The 24184-nt window shown below is 54.5% G+C and carries 15 protein-coding genes; 7 read left to right on the top strand and 8 right to left on the bottom strand.

The features are described from left to right. Window positions 1–64 precede the first annotated feature (64 nt). The 3 genes from MK110_11335 to MK110_11325 all read right to left on the bottom strand — a co-directional run bounded on the left by MK110_11335 (window position 65) and on the right by MK110_11325 (window position 5806). Window positions 65–1504: a DUF1501 domain-containing protein gene (locus MK110_11335; protein ID MCH2211887.1), complete on the bottom strand. Its 1440-nt coding sequence runs from the start codon at window positions 1502–1504 to the stop codon at window positions 65–67. 11 nt (window positions 1505–1515) lie between these two features. Then, window positions 1516–4182, bottom strand: coding sequence for a PSD1 and planctomycete cytochrome C domain-containing protein (locus MK110_11330; protein MCH2211886.1), 2667 nt, complete (start codon window positions 4180–4182; stop codon window positions 1516–1518). Between the two features lie 493 nt (window positions 4183–4675). Next, window positions 4676–5806, bottom strand: a complete 1131-nt coding sequence (locus MK110_11325; GenBank protein ID MCH2211885.1) for a lactonase family protein — start codon at window positions 5804–5806, stop codon at window positions 4676–4678. Between the two features lie 204 nt (window positions 5807–6010). Between MK110_11325 and MK110_11320 the strand changes: the two genes are divergently transcribed. Continuing rightward, window positions 6011–6955 carry a DMT family transporter gene (locus tag MK110_11320; protein MCH2211884.1) on the top strand — a complete coding sequence of 315 codons (945 nt, stop codon included), beginning with the start codon at window positions 6011–6013 and terminating at the stop codon, window positions 6953–6955. Between the two features lie 111 nt (window positions 6956–7066). Here the strand turns inward: MK110_11320 and MK110_11315 are convergent, their stop codons facing one another. Beyond that, window positions 7067–10333 carry a PQQ-dependent sugar dehydrogenase gene (locus MK110_11315; protein ID MCH2211883.1) on the bottom strand — a complete coding sequence of 1089 codons (3267 nt, stop codon included), beginning with the start codon at window positions 10331–10333 and terminating at the stop codon, window positions 7067–7069. 593 nt (window positions 10334–10926) lie between these two features. On the opposite strand from MK110_11315, the gene MK110_11310 reads away from it, so the two are divergent. The 6 genes from MK110_11310 (at window position 10927) to MK110_11285 (ending at window position 18489) form a co-directional block, all read left to right on the top strand. Continuing rightward, window positions 10927–12639, top strand: coding sequence for an Nramp family divalent metal transporter (locus tag MK110_11310; protein ID MCH2211882.1), 1713 nt, complete (start codon window positions 10927–10929; stop codon window positions 12637–12639). 126 nt (window positions 12640–12765) lie between these two features. Then, window positions 12766–13905, top strand: a complete 1140-nt coding sequence (locus MK110_11305) for an LLM class flavin-dependent oxidoreductase (protein ID MCH2211881.1) — start codon at window positions 12766–12768, stop codon at window positions 13903–13905. After that, the gene (locus tag MK110_11300; protein MCH2211880.1) at window positions 13902–14969 is read left to right on the top strand and encodes an Ldh family oxidoreductase; all 1068 of its coding nucleotides are present in this window, start codon (window positions 13902–13904) and stop codon (window positions 14967–14969) included. Before MK110_11305 ends, MK110_11300 begins: the two co-directional genes overlap by 4 nt. After that, window positions 14966–16075 carry an LLM class flavin-dependent oxidoreductase gene (locus MK110_11295; protein ID MCH2211879.1) on the top strand — a complete coding sequence of 370 codons (1110 nt, stop codon included), beginning with the start codon at window positions 14966–14968 and terminating at the stop codon, window positions 16073–16075. Before MK110_11300 ends, MK110_11295 begins: the two co-directional genes overlap by 4 nt. Before the next feature lie 315 nt (window positions 16076–16390). Beyond that, window positions 16391–17170, top strand: coding sequence for an aldolase/citrate lyase family protein (locus MK110_11290; GenBank protein ID MCH2211878.1), 780 nt, complete (start codon window positions 16391–16393; stop codon window positions 17168–17170). Between the two features lie 248 nt (window positions 17171–17418). After that, a complete protein-coding gene (locus MK110_11285; protein ID MCH2211877.1) occupies window positions 17419–18489 on the top strand; it encodes a glycoside hydrolase in 1071 nt (356 codons plus the stop codon). Window positions 18490–18966: 477 nt separating this feature from the next. On the opposite strand, the gene MK110_11280 is transcribed toward MK110_11285, so the two are convergent. The 4 genes from MK110_11280 to MK110_11265 all read right to left on the bottom strand — a co-directional run bounded on the left by MK110_11280 (window position 18967) and on the right by MK110_11265 (window position 24168). Continuing rightward, the gene (locus MK110_11280; GenBank protein ID MCH2211876.1) at window positions 18967–20316 is read right to left on the bottom strand and encodes an SAF domain-containing protein; all 1350 of its coding nucleotides are present in this window, start codon (window positions 20314–20316) and stop codon (window positions 18967–18969) included. A 6-nt stretch (window positions 20317–20322) separates the two neighbouring features. Beyond that, window positions 20323–21123, bottom strand: coding sequence for a phytanoyl-CoA dioxygenase family protein (locus MK110_11275; protein MCH2211875.1), 801 nt, complete (start codon window positions 21121–21123; stop codon window positions 20323–20325). 187 nt (window positions 21124–21310) lie between these two features. Then, on the bottom strand, window positions 21311–22723 hold the full coding sequence (locus MK110_11270) for a DUF1501 domain-containing protein (GenBank protein MCH2211874.1): 1413 nt from the start codon (window positions 22721–22723) through the stop codon (window positions 21311–21313). Window positions 22724–23334: 611 nt separating this feature from the next. Continuing rightward, window positions 23335–24168, bottom strand: coding sequence for a glycosyltransferase family 2 protein (locus MK110_11265; GenBank protein ID MCH2211873.1), 834 nt, complete (start codon window positions 24166–24168; stop codon window positions 23335–23337). Between the last annotated feature and the right edge of the window lie 16 nt (window positions 24169–24184).

Genomic DNA, 24184 nt, shown 5'->3' with positions numbered 1-24184 from the left:
TGTACCGGGGCCGGACGCCAGTCTGAGCAGAAGATTCAATCGGCCCCGTCGGCTTACATGTGTTTTAAACGACTGTCGGTGCCTGACTAAGCAATTCGCCGACGACTCTCGCCTGAGTGACTTTTGCGTCAGTCAGTGTTTCTTCGATGTTGTTGTGGCGGTATGACAGCTGATTCTGGTCCAGCCCAACCTGATGCAGGATTGTCGACAACAGGTCCAGGACACTGACTTTATCGACAACGGAACGATGCCCCAGTTCGTCGGTGGCGCCGTGAATGTGACCCGATTTGAATCCGCCTCCCGCAATCAACGCCGTGAACGCATGCATATTGTGGTCTCGTCCCGTACCTCCCTGCGACGTCGGCAGGCGGCCGAATTCTCCAATCCAGACGACGATTGTCTGGTCGAGCAGACCCCGCTGTTTGAGATCTGCGATCAGGGCTGCAGACGGCCGGTCGATCGATGCACACTCCTGCGGCAGCCGCGAACGCAGATTGCCGTGGTGATCCCACGGATTGTGCGGCTTGTTCATGATCTGCACGAAGCGAACTCCCGCTTCGATTAGCCGACGAGCCATCAGGCACTGTGTTGCGTATGCTTTGGTGACAGGATCATCAATACCGTATTGCTCTCGTGTTTTCGCCGTTTCCTGCGTCAGGTCCAGGTGTTTTTCGGCGGCTATCTGCATCCGTGCCGCCAATTCATAATTTCGGATCCGCGACTCAAGCTCCAGGGCCCGGGGATAACGCCGACGGTATTTTTCATTTAGTCTGCCGATCAGCGTGAGATCATTGACGTCGGCGCCTTTCGGCATCCCGCGCGCGGAATGCAGATTAACCACAGGTGAACCGATCGGTCGGAACTCTGTGCCGCCGTACAAAGCCGGAAGCCACCCGTTGTCCCACAACGCAGAACCTGCCGTGTTATGTCCGGCGATATCCGGAAGTACGACATATGCGGGCAGATCCTGATTCTCTGTTCCCAGTGCATAGCTGACCCACGCGCCTAGGGTCGGGCGTCCGAATTCCAGTTTGCCTGTGAAGAGAATCAGGGGGGCACCGGCATGGCACGGGTCAAAGGTATGCATCGAACGAATCATGCACAGGTCGTCTGCCAGGGCGCCAAGGTGCGGAACCAGCTCGGAGAATTCCATTCCCGATTGGCCTCGCCTGGAGAAACGAAACGGGCTGGCCATCAGAGGCTCACGCGGCCGTCCCTGCAGACTGTTGATTGCAACGGTGGTCCCGTGACGCTTCTGCAGTTCGGGTTTCGGGTCAAACAGGTCCATATGACTCGGCCCGCCGGACTGCATCAGGACCACAACATTTTTTGCACGTGCCGGGAAGTGTCCCTGCCTGGGCTGCAGACTGAGGGCAGGCCGCGAGATCTGATCGGCTGCCAGCAACCCATCCTGTTTCAGCAGAGCCGCCAGTGCCAGCGTGCCAAATCCAAGACCGGACTGCTCGAGAAAACTTCGCCGGCAAAAATCGAGATTGTTATTCATAAGAGGAGGAGTCACTCGATGTAGAGGAACTCAGTTGAATTGAACAGGACGCGACCGAGGTGCATGAGCGACTTTTGAGTCGCCTGTTCGGGGATGGTCGGTTTGGAACCGCTTTGTGGATCTTTTTTGTACAGTTGCAGCTGGTGACCAAGCAGCTGTTTGCTCCACTCACGTTCTTCAGGTTGGGGCGAACGGCCCAGAGCAAGGAGAAATGCCGTGTTGATCTGCAGTTCACGGGAGTCTCCGGCAAGTTGATACACACGTTTACCAAACTGTTCTGCTAGCTCCAGAGCCAGATCGTCGTTCAGCAGAGTCAGAGACTGAAGTGCAACGGCGGAAGAGGCGCGTCGACAAGTCGGTCCGGCAACACTCGGCTGGTCAAAGACGGTCATCAGCGTCAGGTGGTAGACCCGCCGCTGAAACAAATACACACTTCGTCGCCATCCTGCCGTTGGTGACGGAAATTTCTCCACATCAAAAGCGGCCAGTCCGTCTTTCCTGTACTGAAGCGGTACGGGCGGGCCGCCGGGGGTGGCGTCAAACACGCCGGCTGCCACGAGCATGGAATCGCGAATCGCCTCTGATTCGAGCCGTCGTAAACGGCTGTGCCACAAAAAACGGTTTTCCGGATCAACATCCAGCGGGTTGACCTCACCGGCCTGAGTGGTCTGAAGCTGTGTGTTCGGTCGCGATGTCTGTCGGTAAACAGAGGAAGTTACAATCTGCCGAATGACAGGTTTGATCTGCCAGTCTCCGTCTACCAATTCGGCCGCCAGCCACTCCAGCAGTTCGGGATGTGTGGGCCGGGAACCGGACATCCCGAGGTTTTCTGACGAGGCCACAAGGCCGACTCCGGTCAGGTGTTGCCAGATACGGTTAACGAAAACGCGTGCGACGAGTCCGACAGCCGGCGTCGAGGGTTCCGTGAGCCACCGGGCCAGTGCTGTTCTGCGTCCACTGCTTGCGTTGAGCGGTTTGAATTCGGGTTTCCGGTCCGGGTCCGCCAGAACGCTCAAAAAACCGGGAGTGACTTCTCGTCCACGACGTGTGTAATCGCCACGTTTCAGCAGGTATGCTGCCGGTGGCTGACCCACATCGTAGACCGCCTGGATCCAGCCGTGTGTGCGGAGTTGAGTTTCTATTTCCGCACTTTGCGCTTTTAGATCTGCTATCTTCTTTTTTTCTGCATCGGTCAGTGCTGATTCAACGGTGTCCTCTGTGACATTGAGCCGGTCCGTGTATTGCTGAACAAGTGTTTGCTGTTCAGGTGTCCGGGCCTGGACCTCGATGTCAAATGCTGCACGTACCGCCTCACGTACCTTTACAGGAATGCGACCGAAGTTCTGCTCCCGAAGACGGTTTCGACATGCGTCACGGAGTTCCGTCACCTGACGCGTCAGTTCCTCTGTCTGTTTGTTGATTTCCGCGTTGTGTGCATCAATCTGTGTTTTTTCGGCTGCCGACAGGGCCGGCAGCGCACGTTCCTCCGGTGACTTCCAGTCCTGGATATTGAACGCCGGAGTAATCAGCGACAACATCCGATAATAGTCTTCCTGCGGAATCGGCTCGTGCTTATGACTGTGGCATCTCGCGCAGCGGAGAGTCAGTCCCAGGACACTGGTTCCAAACGTCTGCATGGTGTCGTGGAGCAGCGACCACTTGTAGACGATTTCTTTCGCGGCACCGCTTCGGTCTTCACTGTTTCGCCAAAAACCGGTGGCGGCCAGGGTGCTGATCACATTTGCGTCAAAGGATGCATCGTCACGCCAGTCAACAAGTTCGTCACCCGCAATTTGCTCCCGGAGGAATTCATCGTACGGTTTATCGCTGTTGAGTGAATCGATTACGTAGTCGCGATAACGCCAGCGCCCCTTGATGAAACCCGGAATAAAGTTGGTGTCTCCATCGTAAGAAACCGTGTCGGTATATCCCACGGTGTCCAGCCAGTGCCGCGCCCAGCGTTCACCAAAATGTTCGGAAGCCAGCAGGCGGTCGACCAGTCTCTGGTAGGCGTTTGGCGTGGTGTCGCTGAGAAAAGTCTCCAGCTGTGCGGGGGTCGGGGGGAGTCCCAGCAGATCGAAGTAAAGCCGTCGGACAAGACGACGGGGCTCCGAGTCCCCCGAAAGCGTCAGTCGGTGTTTGTGGAGCTGTTCCATAACGAACGAGTCGATTGGCGTCTGCGGCAGACCGTTCACGTCCGGTACGGCGGGACGCTTCAGTCGCTGAAATGACCAGAATTCACGATCGGTACTACTGATGACTGACGTTTCTGCGTCAGGTGAGTCAGGCAGGGGCTGTTCGTCGGCAGGCAGGCCGGCTTCGATCCAGTCGCGGATCAGTGTGACTTCAGCGGCCGTTAATTTTCCTTCGTTCTCCGGCGGCATTTCCTCATCGTAGATTCGTCGGAGCAGCAGGCTTTCGTCAGGCAGGCCTTCTGTCACCACGTCTCCACTGGCGCCGCCTCTGCGAATGGCAGCCATGGAGCGGAGATCGAGCTCGCCGGTGCGTTTTCTGCTTCCGTGACACCGAACACACTTGGCGTCGAGAATTGGCACAATGTCTCGTTCGAAACGAGGTTCCTCTGCGGTGACAGTTGCAGGAACACGGAACAGCAGAACACACAGTCCGAAGATAAGCCTTGTTCCGTCAAGTTGGCTTCGTCGATTGAGATCGTGCATCACCGAATATCTCCACTCGTAACCCGAGTCGGGCTTATGACTGATGATGTTCCAGCGCTAAGTTGGGTATCCCGTTCCCGTGTTGAGGGCATTGGATTGGTAATCTGTCTGATATCAGCGCGAACCTGTGCAGAGACATACCTGGAGATGGTTGCGAAACATTCCACAGGGCACAACACGGTCTGTCAAGTACGGACGGTGTTTCGGAGTTCGGTGAGACACAGAACCGGTTCAGTATCCGGACATCTGTTGTGATGGACCATTCCTGGACATGTTTTGCGAATGAACGAGTATGCCTGGTTGTTCACCCCGCCGAGTCGTGTTTTTTGACAGTGGAACAGGATCGTGCGGCGCCTGGCAGGTGATTTCGGTGTTGGTTCGGCGGGAGTGAGAGGTTGATGCCATCAGTGTTGGGTAACACGGCTCATCTCTGTGGTTGTTCGGACACCGATGATCTGCGGACGCGTCATGGATAATCACTGATGACTTGAGATCAGTCAGCCTGCACAGAACCACACATCACCCAGATCGTCCTGCCGTCGGATTCGTATTTTTTCAGCAAACTGAGTTCGCCGGTTGTCTGGTCGATTCGATACGCAAATAACTCCCTGGTCTGCTGTCCGCCGGCAAAGAGAAAGTTGCCTGTAGTGTCAATACAAAACGATCTTGGAAGCTCCACTGTTGCGATGTGTCCGGTCAGTTTCATTCGGCCGGTTGTTTCATCGAGGGCAAATCCCGCCAGTGTATCCTGCTGAGGGTCTCCTTCGCCGCGCTGAGTCACGTCACGATTGGAAACGTAGGCGAACCGACCGTCGGGAGTGATGTGAATGTCGGCTCCGGCACTTTGCCCGTCGAATCCGGGAGGAAGTGACGACAAGGTCTGCACAAGTTTGAGTGTGCCGGTTTTGGGATCGAACTTCCATGCAGAAATCCCTCCTCCGTTTTCATTCGCTGTGTAGGCCATGTTCAGTCGGGGATGATGAGCGTAGTGTCGAGGTTCATGATACAAATGGTTTTCATCGGGGCCTTTGACATGCGGCGGGGTATTGGGTGTCAGCACACCGGAGTTCGAATCAAGTCGAAACTGATCAACCCGATTTGGTCTCGTATGAGGTACGAACACAAACTGACCTGACGGATCCAGTTCAATGCAGTGTGCAGTCCTCGCGGTCATTCTGTGATCCAGCAGCTGTTCTGTGCAGACGCCGTCGGTGATACGATAAACGGTGACCTCACCTGCCCCGTAATGAGCTGCCAGCAGACATCGTCCGTCCAGGCTGCAGCAGATATAAGGGGACCCTCCCATGACGGCGGCCGTTCCCTTCAGGGTCAATGAACCGTGTTGATCACGTGCGACTGTCGCGGCGGCCGCACCGCCGTTTTCAAGCCCCGACAGCAGGACGTAAATCATGGATTCATCGGGGGAATACGTCATCGCGCCCGGAGTGCCTTCCATGTCAAACTGGAAACGTCGTGTCAGTTCACCGCTGTCGTTACTGATCTCATAGGCAACGATGGCCTTCTGCTGCTGTGACGCCAGGTACAGTAACTGTTTGTCGCCCGCGCGGGTGACGGAGCAGCTCATGATGACCACCGGAATCAGAATCATTTTGAGGTAGTTCATGCTGTTTTTCCGTTTCCTTAATTTGATGAATCCACTGATCGTGGATGCCGGTCAGGTGGTGACTTTGACATCGTGGAGTATTCACGCTATTCCCAGCGTACGGATTCACTGACGAAGACGCGAATCGCAGCGAAAATTGGCAGCCGTTTCAGACAGTCAAGTCCCTGAACCGACACAGTCTTTTTCGTTTTTCGGAATCCACCGATGGATCAAACGCAGCCGCTGAATGCACGAGCCGTCCTGCTCATCCTGCTGACAGTCGTGTTATGGGCCGCTACACCGGTGGCTATTCGTTATTCGACCGATCTGCTGCGGCCAATGACGGTGTCCGGTTTGCGGTTTTTACTGGCCGGAATTTTTATGCTGGGCTGGGTGAGGGTCCATAAAACTTCACTGCGTCTGCGGGCTGGTCAGTGGAAGCTGCCATGCATTGGTGGAATTCTTCTGTTCTTCCAGATCGGAACCTTCACGGCAGGTGTGGATTTGTCCAATGCGTCGCACGGTTCGATTTTCGTGAACACCTTCATCTTCTGGATTGTGGCCATCGAGCACTTTGTGACTCGAGTCCATCGAATCACTCCGCTGCGATTTACGGGGCTTTTCCTGGCTGCTTTCGGGGTGACCCTGATCCTGTTTCCTGATTCGGATCAGCCGGTTGATTTGCTGGAGCGGGCCTCACTGGAGGGAGATCTGTTGCTGTTGCTCAGCGCATTCATTCTGGCCGTCAAGCTGACCTACACCAAATACGCGGTACGGAATCTTCATCCGGATTCGTTCATCTTCTGGCACGGAGTGTTCGGAACATCACTGATGCTGGGCTGGGCGTTTCTGTTTGAAGATTTTCGGCCCGGGGTGCTGATGCAGTTCGAAGATTTACGGACTCAGCATGCAGTCTGGTCACTGCTTTATCAGGGGTTTGCTGTTGCGGGACTGTGTTTTGCGATTCAGGCTCGGCTTCTGGAAAAGCACTCAGCGTCGTCGGTTGCTGTCTTCAGTTTTGCAACCCCGCTGTTTGGAATTCTGTTTGCTGTTCTGTTTCGCGGCGACCCGCTTTCACCCTGGTTGTTCGTATCCGGAATCGCGGTTGCCACGGGGATTCTGCTGGTCAACCTTCGTTTGACCCCGCAACCTCTGACGCACCGTCGATAATCCCGGGACAGAGTCTTGGATGATCCGATGCCGTGGCAGACTGGAAAATAAAATTCCCGTCGATCGCGTGCAGAACACGAATTGGAACTCGTGTTTCTCGGGTCTGCACGACTACTCCGATGGTTCCTGGTTCAATGAACTCAGAAACGCCAGCAGGTCGGCGGCCTGCTGCGGGGTGAGGTCACGAAGCATTCCCTCCGGCATCAGCGACGTTTGCTGTGGAACCAGTTCCTCCACGTCTTCGGTCAGTACCCGGACTTCGACCGACCTTCCGTTTTTTAGAACTTTCAAAACCACGTGCTGTGCAGAATTTTCGGTAAGAATGCCGGTATAGCTTTGTCCCTGAGTGGTCACCAGAACATGTGTTCTGTATTTCGGATCGATCCTGCGCGACGGTGCAAGCAGTTCTTCCAGAAGTTCGCGCTGCTTGTATTTCCGACCAACCTGACTGAGATCGGGACCAATCGTTCCGCCCTTCCCTTCCAGTCGGTGGCAGCCGCTGCACTGCAACGCGGTTGCCGTGAAGAAAAACTCCCGTCCATGTTCGGCATTACCGTCCAGTGCCAGGATCTCGGCCGGGGCGATCACATTTCCCAGCCGCCGGGTTCGCTGGTTTTCGGGTAGAAACCGCTCGAACAGATCACGCACATTGGTATCGGAGTGAGCAGCGCCCCGGGCGATCAGCTGACGGCGGACACCATCAGACGTCATGTGTTGCTGAACAAGTTGGACGAGTTCCAAAGCCGTTCGGGGTGACGACAGCAGTTTGTCGAGTTCTTCAGTCTGGTGTTCCGCGGTGAGTTGTTCGGCTCGCTGCAGTTCTGCCGTCACGGAACGCAGTTCGTTGTCCACCGATTTTCTTCGCACCGCTGCCTCGGCAATACGATCTTTGCTGATCAGTTTGTTCCGGATCCGCAGTTGCTGTGCTTCTTCCGCGTCCGGTGTTTGCGATGTTGGAGGCGGATTGGCTGATGCACGTCCGGGATCGTCTGATACATCCGGAAGGTGCGTGATCCAGTTGTGAATCAGATGCAGTCCCTGTTCATCATGCAGATTTGAGCCGACATGCGGCATTCGTCCGCGACCCCACTTGGCGAGGCGGTAGAATAATACAGATGCGTAAGGGTCACCGGGGACGACGAGTCGGGCATTGCTCAGACCAAACGTGCCGTGCATCGGTGAGTCGGTCAGGCCGGTGTCCTGCAGTGGTTGATGGTATTTCATGTCCATTTTTGCATTGCCTCCGCCGTCAGCCACATGGCAACCGGAACAGTTGACGTGCAGGTAAGCCCGAGCCCGGTCGTTCAGGTCAGCTGTCGGATCGTACGCATCAGCAAGAGACTCGAAATCTTCCGGGGGCTTGTTTAGCGGCTCGGCAAACAGACCGATGTGATTCAATGTCCGCAGTTGGTTGTCGGTGCCCCGGAGGTAATCATGGTCACGGTTCATCTGTACCGTCCTCGGGCCCAGTACAAATCCGGCCGCTCGTGAGTGGCAGACCATGCACTCATTACGACCTGGAACGTGCCATGTCTGCTGTCGAGTTCCCTCAGCAGCCAGTGAATCGATGATGATGAGGGGAATGTCCCGGCCGTTGGCTTCGACAAGAGCGGCATCCGTCTGTTCGTCATTCCACAGATACGAATAACCAAGCCAGAATTCTTCCTTTCCGGACTGTTTGACCATGATGCGCGTCTCAATCCTGCGTTTTGATGCGGGATTGCCGGACTCCATTTCAACTGAGATGGTTTCAAGGTTCACGGTGCCATCCGGCAAGACCCACGTCTGAGCATCTTTACTTCTTTCGACGAATTCGATTTTTGAGTCACCCGGGATTGCCATGAACCGTTCCTTGGTTGCGCCATCGATCCATTGTGGTGTGTTTACCGAATAACCTATGACTCCTGGAGCGACCTGGTGATTGCTGAGCGAGGTGAAAAGACCTGTTTCACTGAGCTTGCGGGGAAAATGAGGACTTTCATCGTTATGCTCAGCGGGCATGAGTTCATAGATCGAAGAAGTGAGGTAGTCGAGCATATAGATGTCTCCTGCCCGACTCATTGTGAAACTGGAAATCTGCAGCGGCGTGCTGGCCAGCACCTCATGCCAGGTTACCCGCTGACCGTTGAGACGAATCCCCCAGAGCATGCCGTATTGATAGTCACCATAGAAATAGGTGCCGTTGAGTTTCGGGAATTTTTTACCGTAGTACACATAGCCACCGGTAATCGATCGACATTCCACATGGTGATGTTCGACGACAGGCGGCAAAATCGGACCAGGACCGGTTTGCTGATTCGGATGGAATGGATGGGACCCCTCCTGAACGCTCCAGCCGTAGTTGCCGCCTCGTTGCACACGCCAGATCATCTCCCACAAATCCTGACCGACGTCGCCGACCCACAGGTCACCCGTTTTCCGGTCGAAACTCATCCGCCACGGGTTGCGGAAACCGAAGGCCCAGATTTCCGGTCGGGCTCCCGGGTAATCGATAAAGGGATTGTCGGAAGGGACAGAATAGGCTTTGCCTTCGGCAGGATGATCCACATCGAGCCGCAGGATCACGGCCAGCAGGTCGTTCACGCCCTGTCCGGTTACCTTTGCGTCTGACCCTGACGAACCGTCACCGGTGGAAACATATAAGTATCCATCCGGTCCAATAATCGCTTCGCCGCCGTTATGTCCCCCTGACGGCCATTCGATGATGATCTTTTCACTTTCCGGCAGGCAGCGGCGGGATGTGGTGCCCACCGCCTGAAAACGTGACACGCGACTCCGGCGATGAGGTGGCAGATCTTCCGGTTGAGGGACCGGAGGGTCTTGTTTTTCGGTTTCCGGTTCCCGGCTGGTGTGTTCAGTTTGCCCGCTGTCTGAATTGTCGTTTTCGGTACTGTCTCCACTGCTTTCGTTTTCCGTTGAGGAACCCGGTAGGTCATCCGGCTGCGGTTCAGCGGGTTTTGTTCCGTTTGGACTGTGTGTGAAGACAAAGCCGTTTTGTTCGTAGTTGGGGTGAAAGGAGAAGGCGTACAGATTGCGTCCGGCGTCAAGGAACAGTTCACGAGACGCCGTGTCGGCCGTGTCTTTGGTGAACGCATAGATTCGGCCGCCGTTTTCGGCAACCATGAAGCGGTTGGTGCCAGGCTCCTGTGCGATGCAGACCGGGTTTTCAAATGTCAGGTTAGGGAAAGCCCGACTGACCGTATAAGGTGGAGGTGGTTCGGGCGTGCCGGCAATACGTGAAGTGGTCCACGGTATGCGGTTTGTAAGGCCAAACGGCGTGGTATCCGATTCGGCGGCTTCAGATGTTTCCTCATTCGCCATGATCTGGCAGGCCGGCAGAGCCATGATCAGGACATTCAGCAGGGACAGTGCTCGCATCAGGACTTCCTGTTGGCCGGGACAGCTTGTGCAGACCGGCAGAACGTTCGGATCAGGTTGCAGAGTACTCCACTATACCGGGTCTTCCGTCAGAATGTTGTCCTTTTGCACAGACGTCGAACGCTTTGGCATCACCGATGCGGTGTCTTCCCGTCGAGAGTGTGGAAGTTCTTCATGCGGGTACCGTCAGCTTTACTCAATATCCAGTGTGTTTGGATTCAGGAACCGGGCCCGGTTCGAACTGACCGTGTTTTGCAGATTCGGTATCGTGTCTGCAATCTGACAGCAGTCGGATCACACCAATTGCGGTCCGGAGTCGCTTCTGTGGATGTCTGAACAGATCTGAATTGTCGGTCCAGCTTGATTGTCTGTTTCGGGCGTTGTGAGGCACGACCGAAGTGTGGCAGAGCTGAAACCGTTTCGACCTGGATCGGAACTGCGTTACGGAGAGTGAACAGTTTGTAAGTCTTTGATGGTGCAAAGAAGACTGGTGAATCAGGGAAAACGATCGATGTGGGAGGCGGTCGTCAACGGGTTACGTTAGCATGAGCTGACTCCACCGTATGTGTCCTTTTGAAGTGATAGAGACGCACATGTCACAAGTGGCGAACGACGATGCGGCTGACCGTAACGAATCACTGCCGGACCTGCCCAGAGCATTGACCTCCAGAAGTCCGCTGGCTTGGTTAACGTTGTTTGGTCCGGGGGCCGTCGTTGCCAGCGTAACGATTGGTACGGGCGAACTCATTTTCTCAACCCGCGGTGGAGTTCTGTTCGGCTACAACATCCTGTTTCTGTTTCTTTTTATCTCAATGTTGAAGTGGGTCCTCGTATTCGGGACTTCCAAACATTTGCTTCTGACAGGTGTTCACCCGTTTCAACGCATGATGGAGTTGCCAGGGCCTCGCGGGTGGCTCCCGATGATGCTGTTGCTGATGATTTGTGTTGTTCAGCCGATCTGGGTGAGCTTTCACAGCAGCACACTCGGAAATTACGTAGCTCTGCTCAGTGGTACGACTGACAGCCTTTTCGGTGGTGCACAGTTTATGTGGGCCCTTTTGCTGGTTGGTCTGGTCGTTGCGCTCTGTTTCAGTGGCGGTTACACGTTCATGGAACGCATCCAGATTGTGGTGGTGTTCGCGTTGATGGTTGCGGCGGTTGTCTCTCTGGTGATGTACGATCCGAATTACACTGAAATGATGCGCGGTTTTATCTCGCCCCGGTTCGGTGATTATCCGGCATGGATCGAACACAAATATCAGACGATCTGGGAAACCCCTAAATGGGTTGAACTCACAACATATGTCGGAGTTATCGGAGGAGCGGCGTTTGATTACATGGCCTATACAACCTGGCTGAGAGAAAAACGTTGGGGCTATGCGGGGGTGACACCTCCAACCCAGGTTGATCTGAAGAATATGGCGGATGACCCGCATCATCCTGCCAGGAAATGGTTAAAAGCTCCCGTCATCGACTGTGGCATTAGTTTCACTCTTATCGTGGCGTTCAGTGCGGTGTTTGTGGCGTCAGGTGTGGAACTGCTTGCTCCGGCAGAAGAGATTCCGGACAGTGGTGATATGCTCGGACAACAGGCCCGGATTCTTACCGAAGTTCATCCCTGGCTGTATCCGCTGTATGTGATTGGTGCGATTCTGACTATGTTCGGAACGCTGTACGGGACCGTCGAGATCGGGGTTGCAGTGGTAACGGAGCTTCTCCGTTCGTTCAATCGGGACTGGGTCAATGTGCGTCGTCAGTCCATCGCCCGAGTGGTGCTGATCTGGCATGCCGTTTTTTCTGCCTTTGTGATTCTGCTGATGTTCAACCATGTGTTTGCTGCGGGGCGTGAAAATGCCAGGACCGTATCCGCACAACAGACGGTGCCGTTGAATTCAGAGAGCAGTGACGCAGCAGACCGTCCGGGCAGCGTGGAGGAGCAGATGCCGGCTCAGGAAACCGAGTCCCGGTCACCGAGTCCAAAAGAAGTGATTCTGATTGTTTTACGACCGGTGAACCTGTTCACGGGGGTACTTGCGTGTGGCATCTTTTGTCTTTCGAACCTGTGGATCGAAATGAACCACGTGCCGGCAGGCCTCAGGTCATCTCTCCTGATAAGAGTACTGTACGTTAGTTCCGGCTTGTTGTTTTTGGGCCTGGGGCTGAAAGGTTACTGGGACAATCACGATCCGGACGGCGGTCTGTTGCAGTCCAGATGGTTTTCGATGTCAGGAATTTTCGCCGTTACGTTGTTCAGTCTCATTGTCGTCAGGCCGTTTCGTCAGTGGATGGAAAACAGGGGCACGTAGTTCCGCGGATATGAACGACCCGTTACCATCTGTGGCCGATGTCAATTTTGATTAATGCAGATTAGTGGGTGTCTCCGATCGGTCGATACGACCGACTCAGTTATCAGGAAACGAGGACCCGGGAAAATGGCTCAGAGCGTTCAGCAGATCGATTACGGCATGTTCATTATGCCGTTTCACGTACCCGAAAAACCACTTTCGCAGGGTTATGACGAAGATCTTGAACTGATCATTCGCGCTGAGGAACTGGGCTTCAGTGAGTTCTGGATCGGTGAGCATCACACGATGAAATATGAAACGATCGTGATGCCCGAGATGTTCATTGCGCGGGCCCTCGGTGAAACCAGCAGCATTCGTATGGGGCCCGCGCCTCTGTGTTTGAATCAGCATCATCCGGCCATGGTTGCCGGTCGTCTGGCAATGCTGGACCATCTTGCAAAGGGACGGCTTAATCTGTGCATGGGAAACGGCAGCGTCACAGCTGATCATGAATTGTTCGGAATCGAACCCAAAGACGGCGGACGTATGGCACTTGAGGCGATTGATGTGATACTTGATCTGTGGTCGCATGGTCCCCCCTATGAATACAACGGTGAATTCTGGAAATTTCGGCTGGCGGACACGGTGGATGAGGAATCTTTGATTGGGTACATCCACCAGCCGTTTCAAAAACCGCATCCGCCGATATCGATGCCGGGTACAAGCCGCAATTCGTACAGTATGACAGTGGCGGGGCAGCGGGGTTTTCAGCCGTTTGCCCATTGTCTGGTGACCGGAAATGTGGTTGCCGATCAGTGGAATACTTATGCGGCCGGAGCGAACGAAGTTGGACGCACGCCCTGCCGCTCTGATTTCAAAGTCGCAAGATCGATACTGCTGGCGGATACAACCCGGGAAGCAGTTGAACTTGCCCGGACAAATTCAATGGGAAGAAATTACGAATACATCGGCGGGCTTTTTGACAAAGGCTTGGGGCGTCAGATTTACAAACGTGATCTGGACATGCCCGATTCGGAATGCAATCTGGACTTTTTGATGACCGAACAGATCATTGCCGGCGATGTGGATGAGGTTCTGCGGCGGTTGCTGATGCTGGTGGAAGAAACCGGTGAGTTTGGGACGCTGATCCTGATGAGTTACGACTGGGATGACAAAGACGTCTGGATTCGCAGTATGGAACTGTTTGCCAATGAACTGATGCCCGCCCTCAACAAAGCCGTTTGTGGAAGTGACGTAAGGGAATCAACATCACTGGAGTCAGTATGAGTCAGCTTTATCAGTCAGAGGCCGTTTCACATGCCGGAATGGAGCTGTTTGCTGCGGCCGGTGTTGAAGAGTCTAAAGCCCAGGCAACGGTTGGAGCACTGGTTACCAGCAGTCTGATGGGGCATGACTCGCATGGAGTGATGCGAATTCCCGAATATCTGGGATTTGTAGCCGATGGTTCGATTGATATTGAAGCGCCGGTATCGATTCAGCAAACGGGGCCGACCACTGCCGTTGTCGACTGTGGTCAGGGATTCGGTGCCGTGGGAGCGGAACGTGCTGTAAATGAGGCCGTTCGTATGGCGCGTGAGCAGCGAACGGCCTGTGTGATTACAAAACGCTGTAACCATATCGGACGCATCGGTGCGTGGGTTCAGCTTGCAGCCGACAGCGGTATGATAGCGCTGTCGACATGCAACTCCCCGGTTTACGGACACTTTGTTCTTCCGTTTGGCGGGCGGGAAGGTCGACTGGCAACCAATCCCATCGCCTGGGCGGCCCCGACGGGAGCAGATCCGATTGTGGCCGATTTTTCCACCTCGGTAGCGCCGGAAGGAAAAATTCGATTCCATCGCAATGAGGGGCAGTCAGTTCCGGATGGCTGGATCCTGGATGCCGGCGGAAACCCAACCAATGATCCGAATGAGTTTTACGGGCCACCACGTGGAGGCATTATGCCACTGGGCGGTGGCGTGGGACACAAAGGATTCGCACTCAGTCTTCTGGTCGAAATTCTTGGCAGCGCACTTGCCGGAATCAGTTGTCAGGACACGGAAGTGTTTGGCAACGGAGTCTGCTTCATCGTCATCGATCCTTCCGCGTTTTGTCCGATCGAGACATTTAAGCAACTGATGGACGAGACCGTGGCGTATATGAAATCCTCTCCACCCGCCCCCGGGTTCGATGAAGTCCTGGTTCCTGGCGAAATCGAGTTTCGTGTCCGGAGGAGACGTGAGATCGAGGGCATTCCGGTTGACGACAGGACTCTGCAGGAATTCTACGCTCACGGAGATCGCCTGGATATTGACCTCTCCGGCATTCTGAACGGAGGAGTAACGCAATGAACCAGGTGACACCGCTGCGACTTGGAATGTTCGTGATGCCGATTCACGATCCAGGCAAGCCTCTGGCGCAATGTATCGATGAGGACCTTGAACTGGCAGTCAAGTGTGAGGAACTCGGGTTTGACGATTTCTGGGTTGGCGAACATCATTCTTCGTCGATTGAGAACATCGTTATGCCGGAAATATTTCTGGGAAAAGTACTTGGCCTGACGGAACGAATTCGAATCGGTCCTGCGCCGGTCTGCCTGCAGTATCACCATCCTATGCACGTAGCGGGGAGGCTCGCATTTCTGGATCACATGTCACGTGGACGCCTGAACGTCTGTTTTGGACCGGGTGCGATCCCGACCGATATGGAGGTTTTCGGATCGGCCCCAGGTGAAATGGGAGCGAGAGTTTCTGAGTCAATTGGCATGATCATGCGACTGTGGGAGGAGGAGCTGCCCGTTGATATGGAAGGCCGGTTCTGGAACGTCAGGATGAAGGACAATCTTCATACTGAGCTTGGGGTTGGGCATCTCCACAAACCGTTTCAGCAGCCGCATCCGCCGATCTACGTTCCAAGTATCAGCCGCAGTTCGGTCGGACTGCAAAAAGCGGCGGAACGAGGATTTCGTTTTATTAGTCACCACATGCTCCACACCGACTGCCTGCAGGCACAGTGGCAGACCTATGCTGAGGCGGCAGCCGGCGCCGGTCGAATGGCAGACCCTTCCGACTGGGCGGTTGCGAGAAATGTGCTGGTGGCAGATTCGACTGAGGATGCGCAGCGACTGGCGCGAAAGAATTCGCTGGGATCGTGTATTCAGTACATCCTTGATCTGACCCAGGCAACAGCCCCCGACGGTGTGGCTATGTGGAAACGCGACGAACAACAGGCGGATTCGGACTGTACAATCGATTACTTCATGGAAGATGTCATCATATCGGGAGATCCCGAATGCGTGACCGATCAGTTGCTTCGGCTGCGCGAACAAATTGGTCCGTTCGGTACACTGATTCTGACTGCTCACGACTGGGATGATCGGGAGCAATGGATTCACAGTCTCGAATTGTTTGCGCAGGTGGTTGTTCCGGCATTTAATCGGGCCATTGGTGCCCAATAAATGTCCACAGCGGACAACAATGGCAGGAGCTTAAACGTCAGGTTCAGGAAATGTTTTCGTTCAGGGTTATGTCCCCGCGGTCCTGTGTGACACGGGGATCGCTGAGTGGTCACTGGCTGCTTCAGCGAGGCCAAGTTTTGGCCGTCCTGGTGCTAAACACGGCAATACAGCGTTTTCGGGCCTCGAAGTCCTTAACGGCGTCGCCAGGGCCGGTTAGCCTGTGTCAAACTTCGGATTTTGCCGGTGGCAGACTGTGATCAAACTTTTTGCCGGAACATCCGGCGCGTTAGGTAAACGAAAGAGAATTCCAAAGCAATGATCAGCACAAACATCAATCGGATGCGCGAAAAAATTCGTGCCGGACAAACTGTTCTCGGTGCCGGGATCACACACACCGATCCCACCGTGACGGAGGCTCTGGCCCCCAGTGTCGACTTTTTCTGGTTCGACATGGAGCACAATCCTGCAACGACGGAGTCAATGCTGGGACATTTGATTGCCGCACGGGCGGGCGGGGCTCCTGCAATCGTTCGTATCCCCTCCAATGATGTCGGGTGGGTGAAACGTGTGCTTGATTCGGGTGCGGAAGGGATCATTCTTCCCAGAGCCTATTCAGCAGCTGATGCCGCGAAATTTGTTTCTGCGTGCCGCTATCCCCCCATGGGCACTCGTGGCTTCGGACCGCGTCGACCGATGCAGTATGGACGTCTGCAGCAGCAGGAATACCTGCAGCAGGCCAATCGTGACGTCTTTGTGACGGTCCAGGTAGAAACAATGGAACTGGTCGAGGAGTTGGATGAGGTATTGAAAATCGAAGGTCTCGATTCGCTGGTACTTGGCCCTCAGGATCTGTCCGGTTCGATGGGGCGGCTCGGTGATACAACACATCCCGAAGTTGTCGAAGTCATGACAACGGTTGCATCCAAAGCAAAAGCGGCCGGAAAGTTCATTGGTTCGGGACTGGATGCGGATCCGGAGTTTGCAAAACTGCTGATCAGCTGTGGTGTGCAGTGGCTGCAGGCTGGAAACGATTTCCAGTTCATGATCAACGGTTGTGAATCTGCATATTCAGAAATTCGTAAAGCGGTTTCCTGAACACGATCGAGAGGGTGCGTCACGACGGTCCGCCGTGAGGCACCCTCTCATAGAACCGTATTTGCGAGGTCATACACGGCTCCTGTGTTATCGTGCGAAATAACATCGGGAAGCGGTCCGGTATCGACCGCGTCAGGCCCTGACTTCGAAGAAGGTCCGAACTTTACGGTGTCAGATGCAATGGTTGGGTTGAGTGAAAAATATCATTATTTCAATCGATCGCGCATCGCATTATGAAACAAAACGCGATGTGTACAATTGAAATACTGGCTAGTGGGATCATTGATGATCGCGATTCCGCATTTCCGATGACGGTACAACTTGGCAATGACGAACTACTCTGTTCCTTTAGTGTTGGTAGCGGCGCACTGGTTACCGGGCAAACAGAGTGTGCCCGTTCAGCAGACGGAGGCAACAATTGGACACCTGCCGGAGTTGTCCTTGAAAAAGATCACGCGCAGGGGCGAGCTAATTTTCTGAAGCTTACGACCAATGCCAAGGCGACTACCATCTATGCCTACGGTGCCTGGATCGAAGACTGTGTCGATCACCAGTTTGGTCAAAGACCAACGACGGCAGTACTATGTCGTAGTAATGACCAGGGGCGGTCGTGGTCACCGGCCGTCGATGTTCTTTTTCCGATGGATTGTCCGTTAGAGGTGTCACACGGATTGCTTGTTCTGCAATCCGGCAGGCTATTGGCTCCGGCCGCAGCCTTGTCCGGAAAAGATACGTTGGGCGAACGAGTCTATTTGGCCGTGTCAGATGACGATGGACAGACATGGCAATATACGATTGCGTTTGAGGATGCGGTGGGATTGAACGGCCGCCGGGGGTTCTTTGAACACAAGTTTGTGGAACTCGCACCGGACGTTGTCATGGGCGTTTGTTGGACCGTAACCCTGGGTGATTACGTTGACCAGCAGAATACGTATGTCATTTCACGAGATGGTGGCCGCACATTTGGTCCAATGACGTCGACGAAAATACAAGGTCAAACGATGACGCCGATTTCACTCGGTGATGACCGATTACTTGTGCTTTATAACAAACGTCATGGGCAGCAGGAAATCCGCATGTGCCTTGTGACCTGGACTGACCAAACCTGGACCGTCCATCATGAATCCACCATGTACAATGCCGCGTCTTTTGTCGAACGTGATAGTAGTGTCGAATCGAGAATCGACGAATTCGATGATTTTGCGTTTGGTTATCCAACGGCCATCAAACTTAGTGATGGTACATTCCTGGCGACACATTGGTGTCATGAGCAGGGGCATTCTGTCATCCGCTGGACTCGACTAAATGTCGCCTGGTAATTCTTGACGATTATTATTACAGGGCATTTGGATACGAGAACAGGTCTGCCATTTGTTGTTTAGTATTCTGCTTTTCAAGACCTGCGGGTATCAATATCGATCCAGTGCATGGTCGGATCTCAGTCTCCGTCCGTAGAATCGTTGTGGTGTGTGCAACGCCTCGACGCAGTCGTCGGCCTACAGCCGGAACTCCACGGTACCGCACCACCCGTCGTCAGCGGACTGACATCCATTGCCATTGATGAAACGGATCGAGAATCCGGAAAGAACTTCAGACGGATCGTAAACAGTGGGGATGTTTATGTTTTTTTCCGGCAACGCTGGACCGTCGTATGAAAGTGGAGTGAGGGAACTTGTGACGTGGTGAGAGCAACGGAGACTGGATCGGTCTCGTGTTTTTGGCTTTTGTGATTGATGATCCGGCAGATGCGTCAAAAGTCCCGAGCGATGTGATGGTGTTTGCTGTTTTGAAAATCGTTACGCCGGCGGTACAGCAACGACAGATTCACAGATGTTCCACTCGGCACGACAGGACTGCTCCATTGACTGCCGCAGACGCACAATTTTGTTCGCGTCGTCGATTGAAATGTCAGGCCAGCACAGCGGCTGGCCTTCGGCCACATCACGTGTCAGCTGCACACCGTGTGCGAGTCCGATCGGCAATCCTCGTAATTGCAAACTGTCATAGGCGGGCATCAACCTGCCGCGGACGGTGAAGCCTCCTTCGCCGTCCAGGATCTCACCCGCGGTCAGGTCTCGCTTAGCAGTGGCCACGACATCGGCTCGAAAATCAGTCATGCAGCCAGTGGGCTCCTGCCGCAGTACGGCCGAGAGAATCGAAATATTCAACTCCAGTCCAATGAGGTGATACGGTTTGTACATCGCGGCATAACGCCCGGTGTCGTCGGTCAGCAGGCCGTATTGTCGGAAACAATCGGCTGCATAGTCGTTTGGAGCTTCCAGTACCACATAGACACCCCAACGCAGATCGCGATGCACCGGTTGACCGTCTCGTTCCAGTGAGGAGACCACTTCCACCTGTCCCTTATGGTGCAGGAGTCCTCCCCTGTCGCGCGGTTTCAACACATGCGGCAAATCATCCGTTCCACAGGGAGGGAAAGTGAGGCCGTGGGGGGCGGGTGTCAACCCGGTTGCGTCAGCCGTTGCCGCCATCTCGATTGCCGATTTGGTTCCGTCGAGAAATGAGTTGAACATCTGCGAATTCATTCGGGCGCCGGCGGCCTGTTCTGCTGTGATGCCGTAGTGATCCCAGACCGTGTCCGGAGTGGAGTCATGATAGGATGGTAGATATTTTGTTCCCTTGCCCGCTGCCACCACGTCAAAACCGCATGACCGGGCCCAGTCCACCAGTTCACAAATAAGGGCCGGCTGATCACCATAGGCCATCGAGTAAACGATGCCTGCTGATTCGGCCTGTCGGGCGAGCAGCGGTCCGGCCAGAACGTCCGCCTCAACATTGACCATGATGATATGTTTGCCCTCATTCACAGCGGCCTGTGCGTGTGCGACACCGGCTGCAGGGTGTCCCGTGGCTTCAACGACAACATCGACATCATCGGCCTTTGCGAGCACCGTGCCGTCTTCGATAAACCGAGTCCGGGAAAGTGTTTCGGCGTCCCAGCCTGCGACACCGCAGGTTACTTGAGCCTGCGGTGGATCGAGATCAGCAATCACTGTTACTTCGATGCCCGGTGTTGTCGGAACCTGAGACAAAAACATAGAACCAAATTTACCGGCACCGATCAGCCCCACTCGGATCGGTCCGATGGATTCCATTCGACGCTGCAGAAGCTGCATCAGGCTCATCAGAGATTACTCCTGCGTCGTGTCGAAAGAGGGGGACAGATTCAGCAGGCAGTCATCGTCCAGTGGTTCAATGGGTGTGAAATCCCGGTGAGCGATCCACTCTTCACGCTGAAAACGACGAATGTGGTTGCTGACTTCACATAAGCTGAGGTAGACAATACTGCGGTGCCACGGACTGATATTTGACGGACTCGCGTGAACGAGATTGCTGTGGAACAGGATGACGGAACCAGGCGGACCCGTCGGGACTTCGATTCCTCCAGCGTCCGCCAGTCGCTTTACGGTCGTACGATCAAGGGTCCACAGTGGATAGCTGGTGGTTTGCAGATCATGCCCGGCATTAAAAACGCCGTCCCGGTGGCTTCCGGGAATAAACATGAGCGGGCCGTTGGCGGCAGTTACCGGATCAAGGAACACAGCGATGTTCATCGCATGGGGGGTCGGCATCTCGTCATCCCGCTGCCAGGTACCGTAATCCTGGTGCCACTGCCACACATCACCGTCAAATGCCGCTTTGGCGTTGACTTTGTACTGGTGCATGTAGATCTGACCGCCGAGGAGCTGCATGACCGGGTTGATCAGTCGCGGATGACGTCCCAGTCGGCGAAAGCCTTCGCTGTATTTGTGTGCAGCAAATGCCGTGCGTGCAGCACCATTTGATTCCCGCCACACTTCTTTGCGATCCAGCTGGTAGATGCGGTCCGCTTCCGCACGCAGTAACGCCGCTTCCCCTGGTGTGAACTGCTCGGGCAGAAACAAAAGACCAAACTTTTTGAATTCGTTGATTTGTGCTTCGGTAAGCTGCATAACCCCGGTTTCCGGATTTCGCCGGGATAATCCGAGTCAGCACACGTTCGGGACTAGGCGAATGCAGCTGGAAATCGGATTCGGCCCAACAGTAACGGAAAGAACAACAGAAGACGTGCCGCATTCAATGGCCGGAGTACGCCTGTGTCACACGGTCTGCTGTGAATCATTCCACAGAGGTGCTGATCTATCCCGTGAGTTCGGGCATTGGTTTGTGGCCGTCGACCAGATACTGAGGTCGACCCGCCAGATCGACGAGCTGCGTGGTTGCGACATCGATCCCCAGCTGTTTGTAGAGTGTTGCAAATACTTCCTGAAAGTGCACAGGGCGTGTAAGCGGCTCTTCGCCCCAGCGTGTGGTTGACCCGATGACCTGACCTGTTTTTAATCCGCCACCGGCCAGCAGGCCTCCTGCCACTTTCGGCCAGTGGTCACGTCCCGCGTTTGCATTGATCTTTGGAGTTCGACCGAATTCACCCCAGACAACGACCATTGTCTCGTCCAGTAAGCCTCGCTCGGACAGATCTTCAATCAGTGTGGACAGGCCCAGATCAAAAAGTGGCAGCGCACCGCGGGCTTCGTTGAAGTTGTCTTCGTGCCAGTCCCAGTTGTAATCACCCTGCAGCATACGACCAAACGGCCAGCGACTGAACGAAAGTGTCACGCAGCGGGCACCGGCCTCAATGACCCGTCGTGCCAGCAGGAACTGATCCAGGTGTGTTTTGCCGTCGCGTTCACCGGAATAGTTCCTGTCCAGTCCGTAACGCGCTCTTGTCGCCGGATCTTCGCGGCTTAAGTCAAGAGCCTCTGCCAGACGCGGGGTTGTCAGAACCTCAAACGCTCGCTGATTGAATTCGTCGAGGCCGTCTGAAAAATCGGGTTGATCAAGTTTGCGACGCCACTGGTCAAAGCTGGACAGCAGAGCCCGTCGATTTGATAGCCGGTCCAGGCTGGCACCGTTGAGCACCAGGTTTCCGCGTTCCACTGCCTTTGCTTTAAATCCGGCGTGACCGGGACCAAGGAAACCTGGCTGTCCGGGGTCTGTCCGAATAATGAAACGCGCGTCAGGGTAAACCGGGATCAGGTCCACGCAGGCGGGGACGCCGCTGACTTTTGGGCCGAACTGTTTGGAGAGTACTGCGCCCAGCGAAGGCCAGTCACCCGGAGGAAAACCCGGCTCAATGGGTGAAGACGGCATCGGTGGATGAGATCTCCACCCTGTCGAACACCAGTGAGTATTGTGGTCGTCTTTGAAGCCCATCAGCGAACGCAGAAACGTGAGTTTATCGGCGTTGCCCGCAAGACGGGGCAAAAGTTCGCAGATGTCGATTCCAGGCACGTTTGTTGAGATCGGCTGAAATTCTCCTCGAATCTCAGAAGGCGCCTCCGGTTTGAGATCGTACATGTCCAGGTGGGAAGGACCGCCCGGCAGTAGCACCATGATGATGCTTTTGGCCTTTGCGTTTCGACTTCCGGAGGACTCTGCACGCAGGACTTCCGGCAGAGCCATACCACCCAGTCCCAAAGAACCGATCTGCATCCATGTCCGTCTGGAGATGCCGTCGCAGTAACGCGATTTTGGACCTGCAATTTTCAGCATCATCGAGTGCCTTGCTGTTGCAGGCGGTCTCCGAGCCAAACCCTGGGGCATTCGGAAACTGCGTGCACGATAAGCAGATGACTATCTGTTAATGAAAATGACCAGGAACGAAGCTGCATCATATCCTGTTGATCGTCGATTCCCAAACGTTTCCGCTGGGTTCGTCATGGAGAGAAAAAAACGGGGGATTGCAGAAAAACAGCAGGAAAAGATGAGTGGAACACGGGAATTGAATTCTCTTATCAGCTTGAGGAATCACGTCGATATTGCCGGATATTAGGAAGTTCGATGACGAGCCAGTTTGGACATCCGCCCGGACTGCCGGCACAACAGTCAATGGTGATTAACTCCATCACCGTCATTGATCGGCGTGCAACACCGGGTCAGCTTCAGTCATCCTGAGTCTGCAGACGTTTTCTGTCAGTCGGGGCGAGGTTAATGCATTCCCTGCAAACACTTGTCCTTGAAGTTAAAAAAATTCTGGATCCGTTGTCCGGTCGCACATTTAAAACTCAGTTATGCCGGTGTCTTTACCATCGTGAGTTGGCATTCGGTAAACACTCCAAAAATCAGGTATGCATCAGCTGTGAACTGTGATGCCCGACGAGGCATTAGTCTTTCAGACCGTAGCGTACAATGCACCAGAGGGCAGAGATTCCGTCCCGCCAGCCGATTTTCTTGCCTTCTGCGTAGGTTCGTCCTGAATAGCTGACAGACATTTCAAAGATGCGGTAGCGACCTCGAGCCAGACGAGCGGTCACTTCCGGTTCGAAACCAAATCGGTTTTGCTTCAGTCGAGGTACGAGATCGTCAATGACGGATCTTCGGAAGACCTTGTAGCAGGTTTCCATATCGGTCAGATTCAGATTAGTGAACCAGTTTGATATCATTGTGAGGAAACGGTTGCCGACATAGTGCCAGTAGTACAGGACTCGGTGTGCCTGATCGCCCAGAAAACGACTGCCGTAAACCACGTCAGCCCGGTCCTCAATGATCGGGCGCAGCAGACGAGGGTACTCTGACGGATCGTACTCCAGGTCTGCGTCCTGAATGATGACAATATCACCCGACACATTAGCAAATCCAGTCCGAAGTGCGGCCCCTTTCCCCTGATTGATGTCGTGGTGTAACGTACGAATCCGGTTAAAGTCATCACCTGTTGACTCTTCTTCGAGATCCTTCATGACGTTACGTGAGTTGTCAGCACTGCAATCGTCTATCAGTACGATTTCTTTCCGCACGGGAACCTCGCGCACACGCTCAACCAGATTTCGCAGAGTTTCCTCCTCGTTGTATACCGGAATCACAACCGACAGTCTGAGTTCATCCGGAATCACGTAGAATCCGACATGGCGGCAGGCAGCTTCACCCATATGCTGCTTTTGAGTCTTAAACCATTCGAAAGACCAGGGGCGAAACTGGTCCGGATTTGTAGGGAGATTCATAGTCAGGTTCCTGGCG

Source organism: Fuerstiella sp. (assembly GCA_022447225.1).
Taxonomy (GTDB): Bacteria; Planctomycetota; Planctomycetia; order Planctomycetales; family Planctomycetaceae; genus S139-18.
Note: the sequence above shows the minus strand (reverse complement) of the source record. Positions and strands in the feature narration are given on the sequence as shown.

Coding starts and splice junctions, on each gene's coding strand:
- MK110_11270 (MCH2211874.1), bottom strand. CDS start 22,723: ATGCTGAAAATTGCAGGTCCAAAATCGCGTTACTGCGACGGCATCTCC.
- MK110_11285 (MCH2211877.1), top strand. CDS start 17,419: ATGTGTACAATTGAAATACTGGCTAGTGGGATCATTGATGATCGCGAT.
- MK110_11300 (MCH2211880.1), top strand. CDS start 13,902: ATGAGTCAGCTTTATCAGTCAGAGGCCGTTTCACATGCCGGAATGGAG.
- MK110_11265 (MCH2211873.1), bottom strand. CDS start 24,168: ATGAATCTCCCTACAAATCCGGACCAGTTTCGCCCCTGGTCTTTCGAA.
- MK110_11280 (MCH2211876.1), bottom strand. CDS start 20,316: ATGAGCCTGATGCAGCTTCTGCAGCGTCGAATGGAATCCATCGGACCG.
- MK110_11330 (MCH2211886.1), bottom strand. CDS start 4,182: ATGCACGATCTCAATCGACGAAGCCAACTTGACGGAACAAGGCTTATC.
- MK110_11315 (MCH2211883.1), bottom strand. CDS start 10,333: ATGCGAGCACTGTCCCTGCTGAATGTCCTGATCATGGCTCTGCCGGCC.
- MK110_11310 (MCH2211882.1), top strand. CDS start 10,927: ATGTCACAAGTGGCGAACGACGATGCGGCTGACCGTAACGAATCACTG.
- MK110_11325 (MCH2211885.1), bottom strand. CDS start 5,806: ATGAACTACCTCAAAATGATTCTGATTCCGGTGGTCATCATGAGCTGC.
- MK110_11320 (MCH2211884.1), top strand. CDS start 6,011: ATGGATCAAACGCAGCCGCTGAATGCACGAGCCGTCCTGCTCATCCTG.
- MK110_11305 (MCH2211881.1), top strand. CDS start 12,766: ATGGCTCAGAGCGTTCAGCAGATCGATTACGGCATGTTCATTATGCCG.
- MK110_11275 (MCH2211875.1), bottom strand. CDS start 21,123: ATGCAGCTTACCGAAGCACAAATCAACGAATTCAAAAAGTTTGGTCTT.
- MK110_11290 (MCH2211878.1), top strand. CDS start 16,391: ATGATCAGCACAAACATCAATCGGATGCGCGAAAAAATTCGTGCCGGA.
- MK110_11295 (MCH2211879.1), top strand. CDS start 14,966: ATGAACCAGGTGACACCGCTGCGACTTGGAATGTTCGTGATGCCGATT.
- MK110_11335 (MCH2211887.1), bottom strand. CDS start 1,504: ATGAATAACAATCTCGATTTTTGCCGGCGAAGTTTTCTCGAGCAGTCC.